The organism is Endozoicomonas sp. ALC013 (assembly GCF_049310205.1).
Lineage (GTDB): Bacteria > Pseudomonadota > Gammaproteobacteria > Pseudomonadales > Endozoicomonadaceae > Endozoicomonas.
In genome coordinates this window covers 1-18,471 of record NZ_JBLYNS010000009.1, presented here as the reverse complement: position 1 = coordinate 18,471, position 18,471 = coordinate 1, and the positions used below count along the sequence as shown (strand labels likewise).

Here is an 18,471-nt window from a genome sequence, read left to right as displayed (position 1 = left end):
CAATTGGTGCTCAGCAATACGGAAGTCACCGCTCTGACCCAACTGCAGCAACAGCTATGCCAGTTGTTTTATGATTATGGATTGTTCCCCGACCGATCGTTTCGTTATTATATTTGTTAGTCTTCAGGCATCCACAAGGACTGTCCGTCATGAATACTGTGCCCAAAAACCGAATACACCTCACGGCTGGCTATGTGCAGGGTGAGCACAATTTTACCTTTCAAAATCTGCCCCCTGCCCAAGCAGTGGACTCCCAACAGCTGCACGCCTTTGCCCTAGTTCGAAAACTGTTGCTCAGGGGAACCCCAACTCAGGCATCGCAACGACTCATCGATGGACTGGCACTGGAACCACACCACTTGAAAGCCGCCCACCCTCAATGTTTGATCAGCTCAACCCCTCCACAATGGTCACACACCATTAGAGGTGCGTGTGCCAACAATCCAGCTCAGCGGTTCTTCGAACAGCAACTGCCAGCCGCCTTGGGTGAGCACAGTTACCTGACACGACTGATTCAACCAGAGTGCCCTCTGCAGACCATTGTGCCCGTATCCCAAGGCAAATCACCTTATGCAGGAGAGGAAGCGGTCGATTTTTATCTACCCCAAGCCAAATTGGTCCTAGAAATTGATGGCAGTCAGCATCAGCGAACGGCTCAACTCTACAAAGATCAAGCCCGGAATAAACTGTTAGTAGACAGAGGGATACAAACCCTACGCATTGCGGTTCGTGATCTTGAAGCAGAAAATGCCAACTATCAGCGATTTATCCAAGCCATCCACACCATCATTACCCAGCATCAGTCTACCTTTGCTCTGTATCAACAAGTGTTTGCTCAGCAAGGTCAGAATACATCAGACCCCAGAGTCATTCTCACGGCTATTATTCGCTTCCAGCTATTGGTATTAGAACTCCTCTGTCGTGGTGCTTTATCACTGAAGTCACCACTCTGGCGGTTGGTTATTCTCTCGGACTGTCCTGATGTTAGACAATGGACAGACCTCGCCTTACAAGATCTCATTGAATGGCTGCAACCGATCATTGAGTTGCAAGGCTTGACGTTCAAGTCCCCTCGTTGGCATCTCATCACCTCAGAAGAACCTTCTGGTAAAGACTTGATCTTTATTGACCATCGCGTTAACGATCGCTGGGTTGACGCCTATCCAGCCCGTAACGACACGATTTTTATCCGTACAGACTATGTGCAATTTGTTACATTGGACAGTCGTCGCAAAAAGCGCTTGGATCACTATACGCTAGCCCCAGGGCCCCACTACAAGTACCCAATACAGTTAGGGGGAGTACAGGACCATAAAGCGCCGTTATTGCAGCTGCTGAATAAACTGTATCGTTACGACAACTTTAATCCTGGTCAACTCTCCGTCATCACCAACGCGCTACAAGCCGAGCCGACCATCGGCCTACTGCCCACAGGGGGTGGTAAGTCATTGTGTTATCAATTCAACGCCTTCCTTCAGCAAGGTTGCTGTATTGTCGTTTGTCCGATTCGTTCATTAATGCGTGACCAGGCTGAAGAACTCAATCAGCTAGGCTGCTACGGTCGGGTGCATTACCTGTCCAGCGACCAAACAACCGAGGAGCGACAATTGACGCTAGAAGCTTTGCGCCAAGGTCATTTGCAGTTCCTATTCGTATCCCCGGAACGTTTTCAACAAACGCCGTTCCGGGAAACCTTACATGCACTGGCTACGAATCAATTGATTTCTGCCATTGTGGTGGACGAAGTGCACTGTTTGTCAGAGTGGGGTCATGATTTCCGCACGTCCTATCTGACCTTGGCGAAAACTATTGAACGGTGCGTGCCCAATGTTCCTCCACTATGCCTAACGGCTACTGCATCGCTGCGGGTTTTGAAGGATATCCAGCTGGAGTTTGATATTGATGATGACAACGTCTGCTATTTAATGGAGTTCACTCGAAAAGAACTTAGCTTCCACGTGATTGCCGATCACAATCAAAAAAAGAAAGCCTTACAGGACCTGATAACGCAAATGCGGGAAAAAGGCTGGGCCAGCAATGAAGCTGCCGGCATTATTTTTGCGCCCTATGCGAGTGGGAAAAATGGCTGTTTAAGCTTGGCCAATGAGCTACAACGCCTGGTGCCGGGTACTCAATACTTTACCGGCTCCATGCCTAAGAACTGGTCAGGTACCGTAGCAGAATACGAGAAACAAAAGCGTAAAGTGCAAGATCACTTTAAACGTAACGAAACGCCGTTATTGATAGCTACCAAAGCCTTTGGTATGGGCGTGAACAAGCCCAATGTGCGCTTCACTGTTCACTATGGAATTCCCAGCTCCATGGAATCCCTCTACCAAGAAGCGGGACGTGCTGGCCGCGATAAACAAGCCGCTGAATGTTATGTGCTTCTTTCGGAAGAGCCCACTGGAGACATTCCCAGCTACATTCTTGAGCAAAACACCCCCATCGAAGACGTGAAAAAGTGGGTGGATGACCTTGGATTCAACCGGAAAGGCGATTTCGCCTCTCAAATGTGGTTCATCACCAATGGAACGGAACAGGTTGAGAAGGAACTGGCACTCTGCGGTCGAGTGTTAATGGCCCTGAGACAGCGAGGCCACCTTAACACTCTTATCCAAGCCAAGGAGGTCGGTGCCACCAAACCCGCCACCGAAAAAGCGTTGTATCGTTTACACCAAGCAGGTTTAGTCGAAGACTGGGTTATTGAAGATTATTTCCGGGGTCACTTCTTGGTTGATTTCACACCGGTTCCCGACCACCAGGTTGCAGAGGTCATTGAAGCCTATATACGTCGATATGAAGATACTCGCAGTGTTAATGCCGAGCTCAAAGCCCTGTTGGATCAACACGAGGATGCGACACTGCCGCTGATTCGCTTCTTACTTCATTGGAACCACCAGCATTTTGTCTTTAATCGACGCCAGTCATTGAAATCGTTATACGATGCCTGCAATGACTTCGAACTCGAGGGAGCAGAGGCGTTTAAAATTAAGCTCGAGGCCTACTTCCGAGTCGATGGCCGAACTCATAAACTTCAGGCTCTCGCAGAAAGCAGCTTAGAACAAAGTCTACAAGCGATTGAGTTGATCAAAAAAATCAACCATCATCAAACCAAGCTCATCAGTGCCAAAGAAGCACAAACACTACAAGGATCGCTGTCACGCTTTTTGGAAAGTTACCATAACAGTCCAGGTCTGGATTTATTGAGTGGTCTACTGCGCCTATTGTTGAACCAGTTTGACGATGCCGACGGCGCTCCTCGTTTAAAGCGTTTCTTGGAACAAACCAAACATCATGAATCCCTATGGGAAACAAGTCTGAGCCGATTTGCCCTGATAACCGATCAACTGACCTCGGTTCAGCGCAACCAATTAAGTGAAGTTGTATGTGGTCAGGTCAATGATCCTAAAGAATTTATTGCCATCCACGAGGCGTTGAAGGATGAGCACTCGGCCTTAACTTACTTAAAAAACTTTACCCACCGACTGAACCGCATTGATTTAAGTGTGTAAGGATTAGCTAACCATGGACCTTTCTCGTGCTGAACAGATACTTGCTGAACTCGAAGCTGGTAGTCAAAAGATTACGAAAATCAGCGCGGCAGTCGATTACCTCGACACCGTGGCCAACCAGCTGAAAGAGTTATCAGATGAATTCAAAAAAGCGAGACAGCATTTATCAGATAGTCAGAAGGCGACAGAAGCGACTCAGGTAGAAGTGTTAAGCCATATCGAGCCAGCTGTTACGGTATTGAGCGACAATCAAAAAACATTCCAAATACTAGGTACACAGCTGACTGACAAGATTAATGCACTAAACAGTGAGCTAGACAGTACTGTAGGGCGAGCACAACAACCATTGATAAATGAAATTCAAAAGCAGAATAAAGAGATTACTGCACAAATTCACCGCGATGCAGGTGCTACCCAAAACGCATTAGCAACACAAAATCAGTCATTAACACAAACTCTGTCAGCCTTAAGTCAACTTGCAGACAGCCATAAAAACCTACAAAATCAATCAGCCAATAGTAAACGCTGGTTAATCATTTCAGTAGTATTACTGGTGGTGAACTGCATCATTTCAGCAAAAGGCATATTTTGAAGTTCTAAGACCAATGCCCAATAGCAAATATATAGACCTGATTTAAGTAAGACCTAATAAAACACATGAGTACAAATCCCACTCGAAATAACATCGGGTGGAGAAATCAATTCCACTGATACTATGAGCTTCACATGAAGTGAAGCTTATATCTGCCTTTCACCACCCCGATTGATATTTTCCTGAAATCTGATGTCAAAGGACTGATCAGATCTTCAGGGACACCGATATGCCGCCAGTTCAATACCAGTTTAAGATCCTTAATCATCCAAGCTTGGTTGCCGCCATGTGCCGGGAGCTAAAGATAGCCGAATATTTCGATACACGCATAACCAATGACTCTGATGCACGCAATGTCACCATTGGACAGGCGGTGGTCGCAATGATCATCAATGGGCTGGACTTTACAGGGCAGACCCTCTACCTGATCCCTGAGTTCTTTGAGGACAAGCCGATTGATCGCCTCATTGGGGAAGGCATCCAGGCAGAGCACTTAAACAACAAAATACTTGGCCGCGCGCTCGACAGTCGTTGCACTGGTGGGGTCACACTGGTGGGGTCACACTGGTGGGGTCAGGTCTTTCCTTTTGAAAGTCATTAGACGTTTGAATTTTCAGCTAGGCAATCAGGAATTCTTACGTTATGTCTTGAACCTTGAAATCAACGCCAAAGATCAAGACCTGTCTTGCGTCATGAGTCTTGCCTATGTTCAAAAAGAATGAACTGCCCCAGCTTCCAGCTTCGATATTGAGGGTATCAATAGAATGAAATCAAAACAATGCCCTATTACCTGAGCTTTTCTGCGTTTCACCCTGTGAAAATCGCTGAAGTACCTTAATAAAGTCATCACGAGAGGACAATGCTTCATTGAGCAAACCTCGACTTTCAAGGGACACATACAATGCCGCTGAATGCGCTTGACAGTTAACCGATTTTTTGGGATTGAACTCAATATCAGTAAACCCTCCATAATCTTTTAACCGCTCACCATATCCTGGTTTCGTATGGATAACATTAAGGTAAAGCCAATCATAAAATGCCGTTTTGGGAATTAATGGCCAGTCCACTCCAGCAGACCTGAAAGCAACCAACTGACCTGATTCTGTTAACCGGTTATCTCGCTTAGCTTGAGATGGAGCCATTAATCGAATATCAGTGTAGGGTCCACCATTCTCAAACACCTTTGATGCCTGAAAAATCGACTCCAGAAAAAAACCATCCTCTTTTCCCGCAGGGGTATATTTCAAACTAAAGGCACTGAGATCTACACCCAAGTTATCTTCTGATTTTGTAGAAATTTCCAAAACAGTATTGATGTTGAACTGTTTACCAGCCTCTTCATGTAGTGACTGGATGGATTTCTGTTTTTGCACCACGGCAAGTCCAGGAGACCACACAAAGGAAACCATGCAGGTCCGGACCAACAAATCCCCCTCGAACTGAGGTATAAATACAGGCCGTTCAGCCATAGTGTTCACCACTGTATGTCGAGTCCAGATACTTAAAGTCTATAAAGTCGTTGATACTCTTGCGTGTCCAGAATCTGTGATCATAACGCGGCCCAAAAAAATTCTCATTGACTGTGGCATGAACCTGATGGCTTGCAAGCCAGGCAACATCCTGATCATACCGTACGTTGACCGTTCGGATATACCGAGGATCAATGACACTATCACAGAGTACTTCTGCCTGTGGGTCTGTCGTCAATTCATCTCTCAGCCCCAACTCGGCCCGAACATCGTCTGAGAGAAACTGCCATTTAAGCCCTCTAACCCCTGAATGTACCGGTATCCGACCCGCAGCATTGGTAGGGCAAAACTCAGCCCATAATCGAGTAATAACATCAGCATCAAACTCGATAACAGCCCAATGCTGATTACGGTTATCTTGCTGTTTTCTATAAAACATTTTGTAATTTGGAAAAGAAACCGACAAACAGTTATATTCTTCCTTATTTTCATAGCGAAAGTCATCAGAAAACTGGGCATTCAGATACATCATGATTGACTCTTCTTGGAGGAGTTCTCGGGGAATCAAACCAAAACGACAAATCGATGGGACATTCTCCAAAGCCGTGAAATGCAGCAAACTTGAGATTCCTCTCTGTTGTAAGAAATGCTCCAAGTGAGGCTTTTCTTTTTTTTCACAGGGACGACGGCTTGATTGCAGAATCTTCTGAGCTAATTGGTCAGGATGCAGGGATTTGTTTGAAAAAGCCTCGAGCAAAACCTTTTTCATAATCCTATGAAATGGGAGACGTTTCATATAGTTGTTTTTCCCTCAATCCGCTTAAGAATCCTAAGCGCGTCATTTTCAAGGTAACTGCTTTTTATCAATAACCCTCCCGTACAAAAACAAAGAAACAATAATGACCAAAACCATAAAAAAGGCATCGTTATGGGGTTGAACGACACTTCAAACCAACGAACTGGCTGAGTAATCCAACGGAAAAATAAATAATTCCACGTTGGTGGGACATAGGAAGATAATGACAATGTATGTTCCTCTCCCAGATCAAGAGACCTCAGCACCTCTCCACGAATATACCTTGAGCTGGCATTCGACCAGAGCACTTTGCCATCCAGAGACACCTCAACCAAAAGCAACCCGTTGATAGGATGAAACATTTGATCTAGCTGGCCCTGGTCTACAGGTAACAACTGATCCTTAACATCCGTGTTCGATGCAATAGAATGAACAAGAGCGGCCTGGTTGACATTTACCCGGTGAACTGTCCCCTGCCAATAGCGATCATGGTTAAAAAAGTACCCGAATAAATACGTTGCCCCCAGCGCGAGCAGAAAGCTACCAATAATGAAGAATGTGCCAATAATTAATCGTGATCTGTGCATTTTCTTTGGTTTATAATTTTTGTTTTTTAAGTCAATCTCACATCATAGCACCACATTTAGAAGGCTGTCGGAAAATATACTGCCTTACTGCGACACAGCCAGCTTAGAAAACCGATTTTCTTCCAAAGCCTCAGGCCTACAGCCTATCCTTCAAATAGAAGAGGAGGTACATCAAACTTAGCCACTCTCATCATCAAGATCTTCGTCCACACCACCGTAAGTCCTTAATAACAGCAGGGCGAAAGCTTCAGGCGTACTAAAGTACTATTATTTAACGCTAATTAAACTTGTTCCTTTGGGCAGAAATTTCTTATATTCAATTTATTACTATGCCTTTCAGTATTTTCAATATCTGGTGATAAAAAAGTAAAGAATCAGGCACGCCAAACTTCTCCAGAGGTGTTACAAACCTGGACTATGAGTTTGTCCTCTAAGTCACCAATTGAAATGGTGGATTTATTTTCTGTTATCCAGGGGAAAACTGTTCAAGTATTAACTCTGTTCGGTAATCTTCATCAAGCCCTGCCAGCTCAGCACGACGGCGCATGCTCTCTTTTTCAAAATGGGTGCTCTGTTTATGGGCGTTGTAGCAGCATCGTCTTAACGTAGCAATATTTTTTGTGGCTGTTCGTTCGTGAATTTTAGAGGCGTCTTCGCTGAAACTGACATCCAATTCCCAATGTTGCTTATTCTCTGTACTCCAATGGTTCCGAGCCGCTGCCAGTACGCTTTTGGCTGTCATTTCCCGGGAGGTAATATAGAAATTCAGCTCTGTTGATTGCCTGGAGTCAATGAGTCTATCACGCTGAATAATCGCGCAGTGTTCCAGGCCAGGCCATTCATTTCCGGGATCAACGAGACTTTTGATATTGTTAAATACCCAGCTGCGCCTGTGCTCTTGACGATTGCGACTCTTCTCTATTGTTTCTGCGAAAAACGGATTTTCCTCATCATCTGGATCCGGGTCTGTAGGATTTTCCTCAATATACTGTTCAAAAACTGTATCAATACGATTGTGCAGAGTTGGCTGGTTGTTCTTTACACAGATCAGGTAATCTGCTTTTTTTTCAACAATCTTTTTGCATATGGCGACTTGGCAGCCCATGGCGTCCATGGTGATCAGAGCGCCTTCCAGTACCAGCATATCCAGAATCTCCGGAATGGCGGTAATCTCATTAGATTTTTTATCAACCGATGTTATACCCAGTATGAGATTTAGCTCGGAGCAGTAGGCACTGACTATGTGAACCATTTTCTTACCCTTGGCAGGGCGTGACCCACGAAGTGCCTTACCGTCAATGGCAACAACATTGTCGTTTTTTTCAGGTGGAGGGCCGACTTTACGAGCATTGATCGCGGTTACTGTATCGCACATCCAGTCAATAAATAGCTGCATAAACGCCACTGAGTCAACCATCATGCATACTTTCTCTATGGTATGGTGCGATGGGAACCCGTATTTGTAAGGAAAGAATTGTCGAAACCAAGCTTTGTTGTAATGAGCAAAAGATGCCATGCTCTGCCACTCAGTATACCCGCTCAGAATACTGGCATAGACGATAAATAAGACCTCCTGGAGGGGATAGACGACATGTACCTTATCACGCGGTTCAGCCAGTTGGTGGAGCCTGTCAATTATCGGGGCGTAACTGTTCATTTGGACCATACCTCTGCATTAAGCAGAATGTATCATGGCAGAATTATTTATGTACGTTAGTACATCTGAAGCTTTCGCCCTGTTAATAACAGCCACCAGCACTCCCTCTCTCCGTCAAAATAACAAGTTTTCTTTCCCCTTTCATACCACTTTTAATTCAGCTTTAACCGTTGCTGTCTTCATCGGTAAATGTTTGTATATGAAAAACCGGTCAACACCCTAATCAGGAACACCATGCTCAAAAAGCTCTCCCCCATCACGTTACTGTTCTTTTCATTCAGTACGCCCGCCCTGACCCTCATGGAAATAAACACTGAATGGCTCTGGGACTGCAAAGCCCCTCACGAAGGCAGAATCATCGGAGAAACCCGCCCGGCCCCCACCTGCCAGGAATACCGGGAGGAGCTGGAGTTCTACGCCAGCCTTATCAAAACCAACAATGCAGAAGCCGTAGCCCTGGCAGAAATTGAAAACTGCAATGTAGCCAAAGAAATGGCCACAACCATTGGCCCCGTATGGCAGAGCGTCTGCCTTAAGAGCCGCGACACATTCACAGGTCAGGATGTAGCCCTGCTCCTGAACACATCAGTCTTTAAACCCGTTCCGAATACTGAAACCACCCATCCGGAACATTACGCCATGATCGGCTCAAAAAAAGTCAGGCCAAGTAAGGTACTTTCAGCAGTAGCTCGCCATCAGGTGACAAAAGAACTCTACCTGTTCACCACTGTCCATCTGATCAGCAAAACACGCTCCTCCAACGAAGCTAAACGTCATGCCCAGGCCCTGGCAGTCAAGTCCGGTATGGAAAGCATAAGTAACAATTATCCAGTCAGCCATACTGTACTGATGGGTGATATGAACGACTACCCCGGTTCACAGACCCTGCTTAATCTCAAAGGCGACGACCTTATCAACCCGGCAGACCAGAATGATTGCAGCTATATATATCGTGGAAAATGCAATCTGATCGACCATATTCTGGTCAGTAAATCGCTGTCCGGGGGTGAACTCACCAACTTGGACATGCCTGAGAAATATTCTGACCACAAGGCGGTTATTTACAGCTTGCAATAAACAAACTGGAACTTTCAAACTGGGATCATTAGGTCATGATTCTTGTAGTCAGAAAGGCCCCAGTTTTTTCCTGATCGCTGACCCGCTGCTGTGGTCTCCAAGATGCTTGGTAATCAACGTGAGTTCGATGCTCAGAAAGCCATAGGCAAACCTTCTGTCAGTGCTGTTACATCAATATGAGGCTTTCTGAGCATTGAACTCACGTTAAATAGGCTCCCTTCAGCGACCCAAGCTTTACCCAATATCGCGGGTATTTGCCACTATTAAAAAAGACACCAGGAATCGAAAATTCACCGGCCTTAAAGAGACAAAAAACTAATCCGGCAATCTATCCCGCACTGTGCGTGCCAAATTCCACGCATCTTCTTCCGTTCGCTCACGTCGATAGCTGAACATCCTGGTGACAATAATACCAAACACTGATTGTCGATCCACGCGAAGTATTACACTAGCGGAGCGATGAGCAGATAGATACAAATCAGGATCCTGCTGCAGGCACCAGTCACGATACAGTCGGCAATACTCCACGAAGGTGTTCGGGAATACTGGGAATCCTGCCCCTGAATTCCATCGACAAATTCTCGATATCACGGTCAAGGGTCACCTAAAGCCCCAAGTTCATCACTTGTTATTTTTGCCTGTTTCAAAAATTTTCACTTAGGTGTAAAGAGTACTGCACTTATGTGCAAATATAATTGCATTTAGGTTCAACATATTGAAAACATTTAAACTTTTGTAGATTTTTAAATTTCACTCTGGAAGGATAAAAATTCACAGTCCTATGAGTAGTCATCATGAGCGACCTTATTATTCCACAACCAGGAAGGGCACAATTCGACAAGAATCGGCATGGAAAATATACGTCTGTAGATGAGGTATTTGCTGAAGCTGCGGGAGAGGATTCTCCTGAAAATTGCATTGGCAAAACAGACGATCAGTTAGTCTGGAAGTTTTCAGGCAATACCTGTAACCGTTCAGACTGGAAAGTGATCAGTGGCAATCCATTTTCCAAGAGCAGAGAGTGGATAAAAACCGCGTTCAACTGGAAGGAGGTTATTGCGGTAAAAAACCAGAGTGCCCTTGGGGGGGTGTCCGGCTCAATGATCCTCACAGAGTCACTGGAATCACCCATGCTCAACGAGTTCAGTAAACAGCAATCAGTTTATGTCCCTGAGATAAATGACCGGCTGAACTGGAATTGGCTAATGGCATTGAGGTGTGTATTACGGGGGCAGCCTATCAGGGACATTGCCACACAACTGAGTAAATCGGAAAGAACGATCAAAGGCTATATAGAGGATGTAAAGAAAAAATTCGGTGCCACCTCCAAAGCAGATCTGATCACGATGTTGCACTGTTGTGGGGTCGCCGTACTGGTCAACGTCATTGAAGACCACAAGTTATGGAAGCAGAACGACCAAACCATTATCCAACCAGACAGGGAGGTTGTAGAGGAACTGCCATCAGGCAGGATTAACTGAAGTCAGAAAATGCTGTTCAGAGCGTTTTTAGAGGTAGCGTCTGATTAATCTGTATTGAAGTGAGTTTTAAACCACAAGGATTAATACAAGATGGACGTAGACATATCAGTAGAAGAAGAACAAAAAGAACAACAACAAATGCAGAGTATTATTAACGATACACTTCACAGGCTGGACCGGTTAAAACCAAAGAACCGGGATTATGTGCTTAACTACCTGATTCATCATTTTGATGAGAAAGTTCTGCCGAAACCCTGAAGGTTCAGGGTGGCGTTTCTCGAAAGAGGGGCTGTCAGGCTACTGCTGCCGTATCCACCATCGCCTGATTCGAAAACCGGAAATAGCTGGAGAAAGGCCAGCCATTTCCCAATTTAACAGACGACCAGAGGTAGAAGGCCCCCCTGTGTGCTGCACTCAGCAAAGTAAATTTCAAAGCATGAAAGCATATTTCAGTGGCTGAGCCGTCGACCATTTAATCAATAACTTTAATCATCCACTAATTCCGTGGATAACTCGGTGCACAACCCGTGGGAGAGTCAATAAAACAAGGGAAAAAGCGGGACAAAAGCAGCCTGATCATTTTTTAATCAGTAGTGAGTAACTCATCAAAACAAAAAACCCGCTTACAGCGAGGGACGTAGAGAACGACCAAAGTCGTTAGGAATTCCTGTGCGCCCTGCTTGGTTTTTCAAAGCTTCCTTCGGTTCACATCTCTGTGACACCGTATCGCCTCATCCTTGATTATCGGAACGGCTGCTGATATTTCTTTACAGTACTGGCACTGAGCTGGTTGATCTTCCAGTTCAGGCTGTCTATCCGTTCTCGTTTGGTTTGACGGTCCATTAGCCGATCTTCCATCACCCGCCGTATTTCCTTGCGCAGCTTACTGATCTCCCGGCTAGCCTTGTTCAGGCCGGCCTTGTTCTTCAGTTTGCCAGCGGCTGTCTGCTCCAGGTCTTTGGCCTGTTTGTCCTCACCGGACTCCTTGTACCGCTTGATAGTGTTGGCAATCTCCATCACATCCACCGTCATATCGTGCAGTTCAATGGTGTAACGGTTATTGCTGCTCACACCATCACGGATAAACGAACCCAGCACCGGGTACTCATGTTTGTTGCGAGTCGGCTTCTCTGCAGCATCGGTGACTGCATGGGTCAGGGCATCGGTTGCCATCAAAACATACCCCCCCAATGAGCCGAAATAGCCTTTGAGCAGGTGCTCCAGTTTCTTGGGGGAACGCATCCAGTCCGGTGCGCCTTCCGGTAGTAACTGCACCAGTTCTTTCAGGGTGTCACTGGTGTATGGGTCATACTGGGCTTCCGGCTTCAGGTTCTGCAAGTGCATGGGGATAATGGGCCGGTCACGGAAACGGTCCCGGTTTTCGGAGACTTCCCATATCGGTTTGATGATCTGCGGAATAGGATCCAGGTTAAAGATATTCATCACCAGCCTATGCAGCATATCCTTGGTCCACTTCCTATCCTCGCTGCCATCAAGGCTCTGGGTAATGATCTCTGGCAGGGTGGCAAAGATAGCCCCTACTTCAAAGGGCTTGGGTATCTGGAAGTGACCTTCATCACCCTCGCCTATCCAGAAGTGGTGATAGCCTAATTTTTGATCGTTGGTCAGTTTCTTATAGCGCTCGTCGTCTTTATAAAGACTCAACAATGCCCAGGACGCCAGCCCGTACAGCATCCCACGGAAGATCACCGGACCGGAAAAAGCCGATAACGACCAATCATCCCCGGGCTTGATGCCCCGCCACAATCGGTTCACCCCCTGGATCAAAGAGTTAAAAAACGGAACGGAATTCACCATAAACCGGATCAACGGCCACTGCCCACTACGGGTAAAGTTCAATACGTCCAGGGATTGATAAGCAGCCTCGGCCGGGGAGCCGCCTGCCTCAATGGTCTTCTCATAAACGTGAAACCGGTTGGTGTTTTCAAAGCGGGAACCGAGCCTTTTCCAGAACTCCCACAACTGTCCCGGACCATTAAGGATCCGGTTACGTTCCTCCGGCGACATTTTTTTGCGGATATTATCGGAGTCGACGCTGTAATAGCCGCTGCCGCTGGTGCCGCCACCCATCACCGACACCCAGCGGGTTTCATCATTCTTCAATGACTTACGGAAGCCCCTGACTGCACCCGCCAGCGGATTCAGTTGCAGCGTCTTGCCGTTCACTTCCGGGGCAATATGCACAGCAGTGGACAAGGTATCCTTAATCAGGTTGCGCAACCAGAAGTCCGGCAGTGATGTCACCCCTGCAGTCAGTACCTTGCGGGGCAACCCGATCAGCTTCTCAAAGGCGGTATGGGCCGGTGCGCCCAAATCCTGAATGGAGGCATACAACAGTGGGTCTTTAGTCTGATAATATTCCAGCTTGCCGTTAACCGATACGCTGACCACGCCATTGCCCGGTTCCACATAGGTACTCAACAGGGCTTTCCAGCGACGCATCTGGTTCGGTGTCAGGTTGGTATCCAACTCCATTTCCCGCAGACGCCCAAGCACTTCCTCATCGGTCATGGTGAACACGGCGTCCACCTTCTCCAGTGCGCCCAGGCGTACCCCGTCCTCTACAATTCGTTGCTGGGCAATGTTCTTGAAAGCGGCATCTATCATCGACCGGGTATTGCGCACCATCGCTTCAAGGGGAGCAATCTTTTCCACTCCGCCGGTCAGTTTCTGAATGCCGGATTTCTGACCGGATAATCCTTTTTTGAGTCGGCCCCCACTCTGCTCCTTCGCTTCCAGGTCATGTACCCGGTGGAAAGGCAGGTAGTCATCGGTTTCAAACAGCTTGCGAACGTCCTTATTCAGGAGACCTGCATCTTCCATAAAGTTCAACAGGTCTTTGTTGTGGGCCTGATAGCTGTCTTTTACTTTATTGAACCGGGTTTTCAGTTGCGGCTGGGTGTCTACCCAGTTCTGCATGGTTTTGATTTTCTGCTCGTCGTACAGGTTCTCCCGATTCTGCTGGCTCAGCTCCTTGCCCAACTTCAGGTCTTTTTGCATCTGCTTGCGATCACGGTTCCAGGCAGTCCGCCCCCCCTGATACTCATCCGGTGCGATGGCATCCAGAGTCTCTTTCAGGGCCTGCCCCTGAGCCAGCAGCTGATTGCCTTTTGCCCTGGCTGCCTTGTCTTCGTCGATGATCCGCTGCGCCCGGATACTGCCTGCCCAAACCTCCTGGGTTTCCAGTTCACCCCGTTCGGCAACCGGAGTAAATACTTCCACAATCCCCTGACTGTCGGGCTTTATTACCACACTGCCGTCTTTCAGCATTGGTGTGCCTTTATACAGCACCGCCTCCGTTACGCTTTGTGAGTTCCGACTCAGGTGCGCAGCCTTGCTGGCGGACAAGGCCGCATCCAGTAACTTGCCGTCATTAAGCTGTTTTTCATTGTGCTCAACAATGGCAAAACGGTTCCACATTCCCTGATTGGCTTCTATCTGCCATCGCTTGATATGTTCTACAAGGGTGCGGGAATCCCACTTTTCCTTCAGCCGATCCAGCTTGCCTTTGGGATTAATGCCTCCGTGGATGTCTTTGATGACGGACTGCACATCGTCCGGCAGGTCTTGCAGGGCGTAGCGGGGAGCGCCAATTTTTCTGTCCGGCTTGGGCTTCTCTTTCCGGGCTCCCAGTCGCGCTCCCGGCGCTTGGTGGGATTTCCCCCATCCCCGGGGGTTGTCGGTTCTGCTGTTAGTCTTGGGCTTCTTGTTCTGTTGCCTATCCTTCAGCGCAAACAGTGACTGGCCGTCCTTCAGCACCGAGTCTTTCATCTTGTCGGTGACGGTCACGGACCAAACCTTATCAGGCTTGGTATCGTAAGGGGACTGCGACCCACTGAAGATAATTTCCACAGGTTCCAGTATCGCCCCCCACTTCTTGGTGTACTTTTTCATGTAGTTGGCAAGGCGCTTGTCGTAGAACTCCTTCATACCCCTGGCACCGCTGTCGCCGATTACCTCGTCCAGATTATCCAGAGTGAATGACTCTTCGTGATCCTGAAAGGTCAGCTCTTTAATACCCTTCAGGGCTTCTTCCGGGTTTTTAAAGACCCTGATGCTACCGCCACTATCCCGGTACACTTCTCCGTTCTCATCAATCAGGTTATATAAGCTCATCCCTTCGTGAGGCTGCGCTTCATAGCTGCCTGCCTTGCGGTACAACGATTGTCTGATATTCTCGGACTCCTCCCTGACTTTTGTGCCCACCCGGTTGCCCACATAGTCTTCCAGCCTTTCTTCGGCGATGCGCTCATGCCGCTGGTTACCGTTTCTCTGCTTGATCACCATGGTGAAATCGGTCAAGCGGCCTGAGCTGGTGAATACCGGCGTTACCTTCAGTGAATCCACCACCTGACCAAGGCTTGGATACCGTTCCACCTGTTGTGCCGCGCTGCTCCAGGCAATCCGGTCAAAGCCTTCTTCAGCGGCATGGCGAATCATCCTTTTCATCACCAGGTTGGGCCAGTTTTCCTTCAGGGGAGCGTCGGGCTTCATGCGATAGGTATTCATGGCAGAGTTATGGCTGTAGAGTGATTCCAGTTCGGTTTCTATCTGCCTTAGTCGATCCAGCAACGCCTCCTTGCGCCTGGTAAGTTCCTTGAGTTCACCCCTTATCTGGTCAATCTGTGGTTGCAACTTTTCCTTGCGTTCTTCGTCGCCCCAGTCGTTCCAGCCTTCTTCGTTGGCCATTTGCTCATTCAGCAGGTTTAACTGGTCTTTGGTCATATAGATTTCAGTGTCTACAGTCTGTTCTTCATTGGTCTTTTCCCGTTTTTCTTTTCTCAGGGCATCAGTTTTTCTTATCCATTCCTCATTGGCTTTTATGGCTTCTGGTGTCTGGTAGCCTCTTTCCCGTCCCTGCTGATGCCAGTCACTCTGGACTTCATCAATAAACAGAATCCGTTCATTACGACCATGGACGTTTTCATTAAAGGTCTGGAAGCGAACATGAGCCAGTGCATTTTCAGCATCTCCCCAATGGCTATCGGTGTAAGCCTCCTGTTCCCATCGAGCGAATGAATGGTGTTGGCTGACCGCAGCAGCAATGGCCGAGGCTGCCGAGGCATGGCCAGTGGTGATAATGGTTCTGTTACCATCAGCATCGACACGGTAAAGGGTGTAATGTCTGAACTCCGTTCCCCACTCCGAATCATTCACCTTCAAATCGTGGGGCAACACGCCCTGGCTCAGATCGCCCGCTTCTTCTTCGGTGATGGGGCTCCGGTTCTTATGGTTCGGATGATCAGCAGGAAATACAGTCTTGTTGTTATCAAGGAACAGGATCAGCTCGGAATAATCTTCGCCACCCTGCATGGCGTATTGCCGGTACTGGACATTGGACTCATCCCGCAATTCTGCTTCCATATCACTGCGATAATCAGACTCGTAGTCGTTCTCCCAGGCTTCCAGTGCGGCGTCTTCCTTATCGGAATAGCTGACATGATCACGTACCAGTTCTTTGTCGCCCATATTATCGACGCTGTTATTAGCTCGCCATTGGGCTTCTTCATGCAGAGCTGACTCATTCAGATCGCCATCGTCGTCCAGCAGGGCTTCAACTTCATGGTCATCCAACTCTTCATCTTCATACCGCTGTTTCAGCTCGTCATAGTGAAAGTCATACTCGGATTCCCGCAAATCTTCCCGCGCCTCTTCCAGGGCATCAGCCAGTTCATCCAGTGAATAACCATGCTCATAATCACCAATGCGTTCACGGATAAACATCTGCTGCTTTTCATAAACCCGGTCGTCCAGCTCCTGTTCATCGAAGCCATCCACGTTCAGGTCTTCGGTGATCCGCACCTCATTCTGCCGGATAAAATCCAACACCTCTGATTTGCTCAGCTTTTGGCCTTTTTGCTCTTTATTTTTCTGGGCCAGCCACAAGTCCAGCCCCATCCACTGGATTTCCTCGTCCTGCACGTTGTTGCCTTTCTTGATGGCATTCAGCCAACTCTGGGCAGGCAGCTTGTCCGACTTCACGGCGGCGGCACTGCGCTCCACGGCAGAGTAAAAGGTGGGCGCACGGCCAGCGTCGTTATAGCGATTGCCTTTCGGACCGTTGGGGTTAAAGCTGCCATTGCGCTTCAGATGCCCACGGGCAGCACTGAGCAACTCCACCGCATCGGCATCGGTCCACTTGATATTGGGGAACAACCGGCGCAGGGCATTGCGGATCATGCTGACCACTTTGGTCAACAGGCCGCTCTTCGGGTCTTTCTCCGCCAGGTGTGCCAGGTATTCCTCGGCAACGATCCGGTTGGCTTCTGCCTCGCTCTTGCCTTCCATCTGCCGGGCGTAGCGTTTGGCCAGCGCCTGCTTCAGCCGGTCGCTCATATCCCGGTGGATTTCATCGAGCACGGTATCCAGCCGCTTGCCCAGCAACCCACGGACGCCTTTATGGCCCACCAGTTCATGGAGGACGGTACGGGTCGCCTCGCCCACATTGTCCAGGTTGGCAGCGATCAGGTAAGTGTCGCCCGTGTCCGGGTCAAACAGGCCCCGCACCCGGCCTTGTGCCTTGTCGCTGATGACTTTCCGGTAAAGGTGTGAGGGCAGTTCGGTTTCAGACTGCAATACATGAATGGCCTGATTGAGTTTCTGCTCCAGCGGCTTCAGCTTCAGCCGCAGGGGACCGGACTGAATGCCTTTGGCATTGGTGTCTTTGCGCAGGGCATAAAAAGAGCCTCCCTCGCTCAGGTTGGGGAAGCCTTGTTCAGCGGCTGACTGGTAATCACCATCCTTGCCGGTAAAGTGATCCAGCACATTAATCCGGTCGCCCCGGTTGAAAAAGTTGATCAGGTTCCGGGTGCCTTTCATGGCCAGTGGCGAACCACTGCTTTTCAGGATGACCGACGAACTGTTGGTGCTGTCCAGTGCCGTCATAATCCGGGCAGCCGCCGGGTTATCTGTGGGGTGTCGCAGGGTCTTCAGGTCGCTGTCAGACAATGGCAGGACGCCGGTGACATTATATTTGCTGTCCAGCAACACCACCGCATTGCCACTGATCGTATCCAGAAAGGGGCGCACCGTTTGCGGTGAGCTGAAGTTGATGTGAGGCCGGTTAAAGCGCAGTCGCCGTTCGGTAATGGGGAATGCTTTATTGCGAGCCATGCGCTTAGGTGCCACCGCTCCTGTCTGCTCCGAACCATCGGCATCCATAATCCTGGCGTGGCCGGTGATACCCACCACAGCATGACCCATATTCACTACGCCACTGCCGTCCAGCACATCGTTCAGGCTGTGGGTAATATGCACATCGGAGGTACTGGGGGTT

At 48.3% G+C, this 18,471-nt stretch carries 10 protein-coding genes and 1 pseudogene; 6 read left to right on the top strand and 5 right to left on the bottom strand.

What is annotated here, in order from left to right; genetic code table 11:
• Nucleotides 1-149: 149 nt before the first annotated feature.
• From ACO6V1_RS03510 to ACO6V1_RS03500, 3 genes and pseudogenes are all read left to right on the top strand, one after another.
• Nucleotides 150-3,515 (top strand): RecQ family ATP-dependent DNA helicase, encoded by a 3,366-nt coding sequence (locus ACO6V1_RS03510; RefSeq protein ID WP_422449541.1) that lies wholly within the window; start codon nt 150-152, stop codon nt 3,513-3,515.
• A gap of 13 nt (nt 3,516-3,528) precedes the next feature.
• Entirely contained in the window at nt 3,529-4,107 is a 579-nt protein-coding gene (locus ACO6V1_RS03505; RefSeq protein ID WP_422449542.1) for a hypothetical protein, read from the top strand.
• Between the two features lie 229 nt (nt 4,108-4,336).
• Nucleotides 4,337-4,657: pseudogene (locus tag ACO6V1_RS03500) on the top strand (DUF4277 domain-containing protein); the annotation flags it as partial.
• Between the two features lie 220 nt (nt 4,658-4,877).
• Here ACO6V1_RS03500 and ACO6V1_RS03495 read toward each other — a convergent pair.
• The 4 genes from ACO6V1_RS03495 to ACO6V1_RS03480 form a co-directional block, all read right to left on the bottom strand.
• Nucleotides 4,878-5,576 (bottom strand): DarT1-associated NADAR antitoxin family protein, encoded by a 699-nt coding sequence (locus ACO6V1_RS03495; protein ID WP_422449543.1) that lies wholly within the window; start codon nt 5,574-5,576, stop codon nt 4,878-4,880.
• Nucleotides 5,569-6,345 carry a DarT ssDNA thymidine ADP-ribosyltransferase family protein gene (locus ACO6V1_RS03490; RefSeq protein WP_422449544.1) on the bottom strand — a complete coding sequence of 259 codons (777 nt, stop codon included), beginning with the start codon at nt 6,343-6,345 and terminating at the stop codon, nt 5,569-5,571. The genes ACO6V1_RS03495 and ACO6V1_RS03490 overlap by 8 nt, the downstream gene beginning before the upstream one ends.
• A gap of 23 nt (nt 6,346-6,368) precedes the next feature.
• A complete protein-coding gene (locus ACO6V1_RS03485; protein WP_422449545.1) occupies nt 6,369-6,959 on the bottom strand; it encodes a hypothetical protein in 591 nt (196 codons plus the stop codon).
• A gap of 466 nt (nt 6,960-7,425) precedes the next feature.
• Nucleotides 7,426-8,616 carry an ISAs1 family transposase gene (locus ACO6V1_RS03480; RefSeq protein WP_422465821.1) on the bottom strand — a complete coding sequence of 397 codons (1,191 nt, stop codon included), beginning with the start codon at nt 8,614-8,616 and terminating at the stop codon, nt 7,426-7,428.
• A 234-nt stretch (nt 8,617-8,850) separates the two neighbouring features.
• Here ACO6V1_RS03480 and ACO6V1_RS03475 point away from each other — a divergent pair, with 234 nt between their 5' ends.
• The 3 genes from ACO6V1_RS03475 to ACO6V1_RS03465 all read left to right on the top strand — a co-directional run bounded on the left by ACO6V1_RS03475 (nt 8,851) and on the right by ACO6V1_RS03465 (nt 11,432).
• A complete protein-coding gene (locus ACO6V1_RS03475) occupies nt 8,851-9,693 on the top strand; it encodes an endonuclease/exonuclease/phosphatase family protein (protein WP_422449547.1) in 843 nt (280 codons plus the stop codon).
• Between the two features lie 794 nt (nt 9,694-10,487).
• Nucleotides 10,488-11,174 (top strand): helix-turn-helix domain-containing protein, encoded by a 687-nt coding sequence (locus ACO6V1_RS03470; RefSeq protein WP_422449548.1) that lies wholly within the window; start codon nt 10,488-10,490, stop codon nt 11,172-11,174.
• A 90-nt stretch (nt 11,175-11,264) separates the two neighbouring features.
• Nucleotides 11,265-11,432: a hypothetical protein gene (locus tag ACO6V1_RS03465; RefSeq protein WP_422449549.1), complete on the top strand. Its 168-nt coding sequence runs from the start codon at nt 11,265-11,267 to the stop codon at nt 11,430-11,432.
• A 483-nt stretch (nt 11,433-11,915) separates the two neighbouring features.
• Here ACO6V1_RS03465 and ACO6V1_RS03460 read toward each other — a convergent pair whose 3' ends face one another.
• Entirely contained in the window at nt 11,916-18,452 is a 6,537-nt protein-coding gene (locus tag ACO6V1_RS03460) for an LPD38 domain-containing protein (RefSeq protein WP_422465819.1), read from the bottom strand.
• Nucleotides 18,453-18,471 lie beyond the last annotated feature (19 nt).

Excerpts from the sequence above, each read along its gene's own strand:
- ACO6V1_RS03510 (WP_422449541.1), top strand. The coding sequence starts at position 150 with ATGAATACTGTGCCCAAAAACCGAATACACCTCACGGCTGGCTATGTG.
- ACO6V1_RS03480 (WP_422465821.1), bottom strand. The coding sequence starts at position 8,616 with ATGAACAGTTACGCCCCGATAATTGACAGGCTCCACCAACTGGCTGAA.
- ACO6V1_RS03505 (WP_422449542.1), top strand. The coding sequence starts at position 3,529 with ATGGACCTTTCTCGTGCTGAACAGATACTTGCTGAACTCGAAGCTGGT.
- ACO6V1_RS03465 (WP_422449549.1), top strand. The coding sequence starts at position 11,265 with ATGGACGTAGACATATCAGTAGAAGAAGAACAAAAAGAACAACAACAA.
- ACO6V1_RS03470 (WP_422449548.1), top strand. The coding sequence starts at position 10,488 with ATGAGCGACCTTATTATTCCACAACCAGGAAGGGCACAATTCGACAAG.
- ACO6V1_RS03490 (WP_422449544.1), bottom strand. The coding sequence starts at position 6,345 with ATGAAAAAGGTTTTGCTCGAGGCTTTTTCAAACAAATCCCTGCATCCT.
- ACO6V1_RS03475 (WP_422449547.1), top strand. The coding sequence starts at position 8,851 with ATGCTCAAAAAGCTCTCCCCCATCACGTTACTGTTCTTTTCATTCAGT.
- ACO6V1_RS03495 (WP_422449543.1), bottom strand. The coding sequence starts at position 5,576 with ATGGCTGAACGGCCTGTATTTATACCTCAGTTCGAGGGGGATTTGTTG.
- ACO6V1_RS03485 (WP_422449545.1), bottom strand. The coding sequence starts at position 6,959 with ATGCACAGATCACGATTAATTATTGGCACATTCTTCATTATTGGTAGC.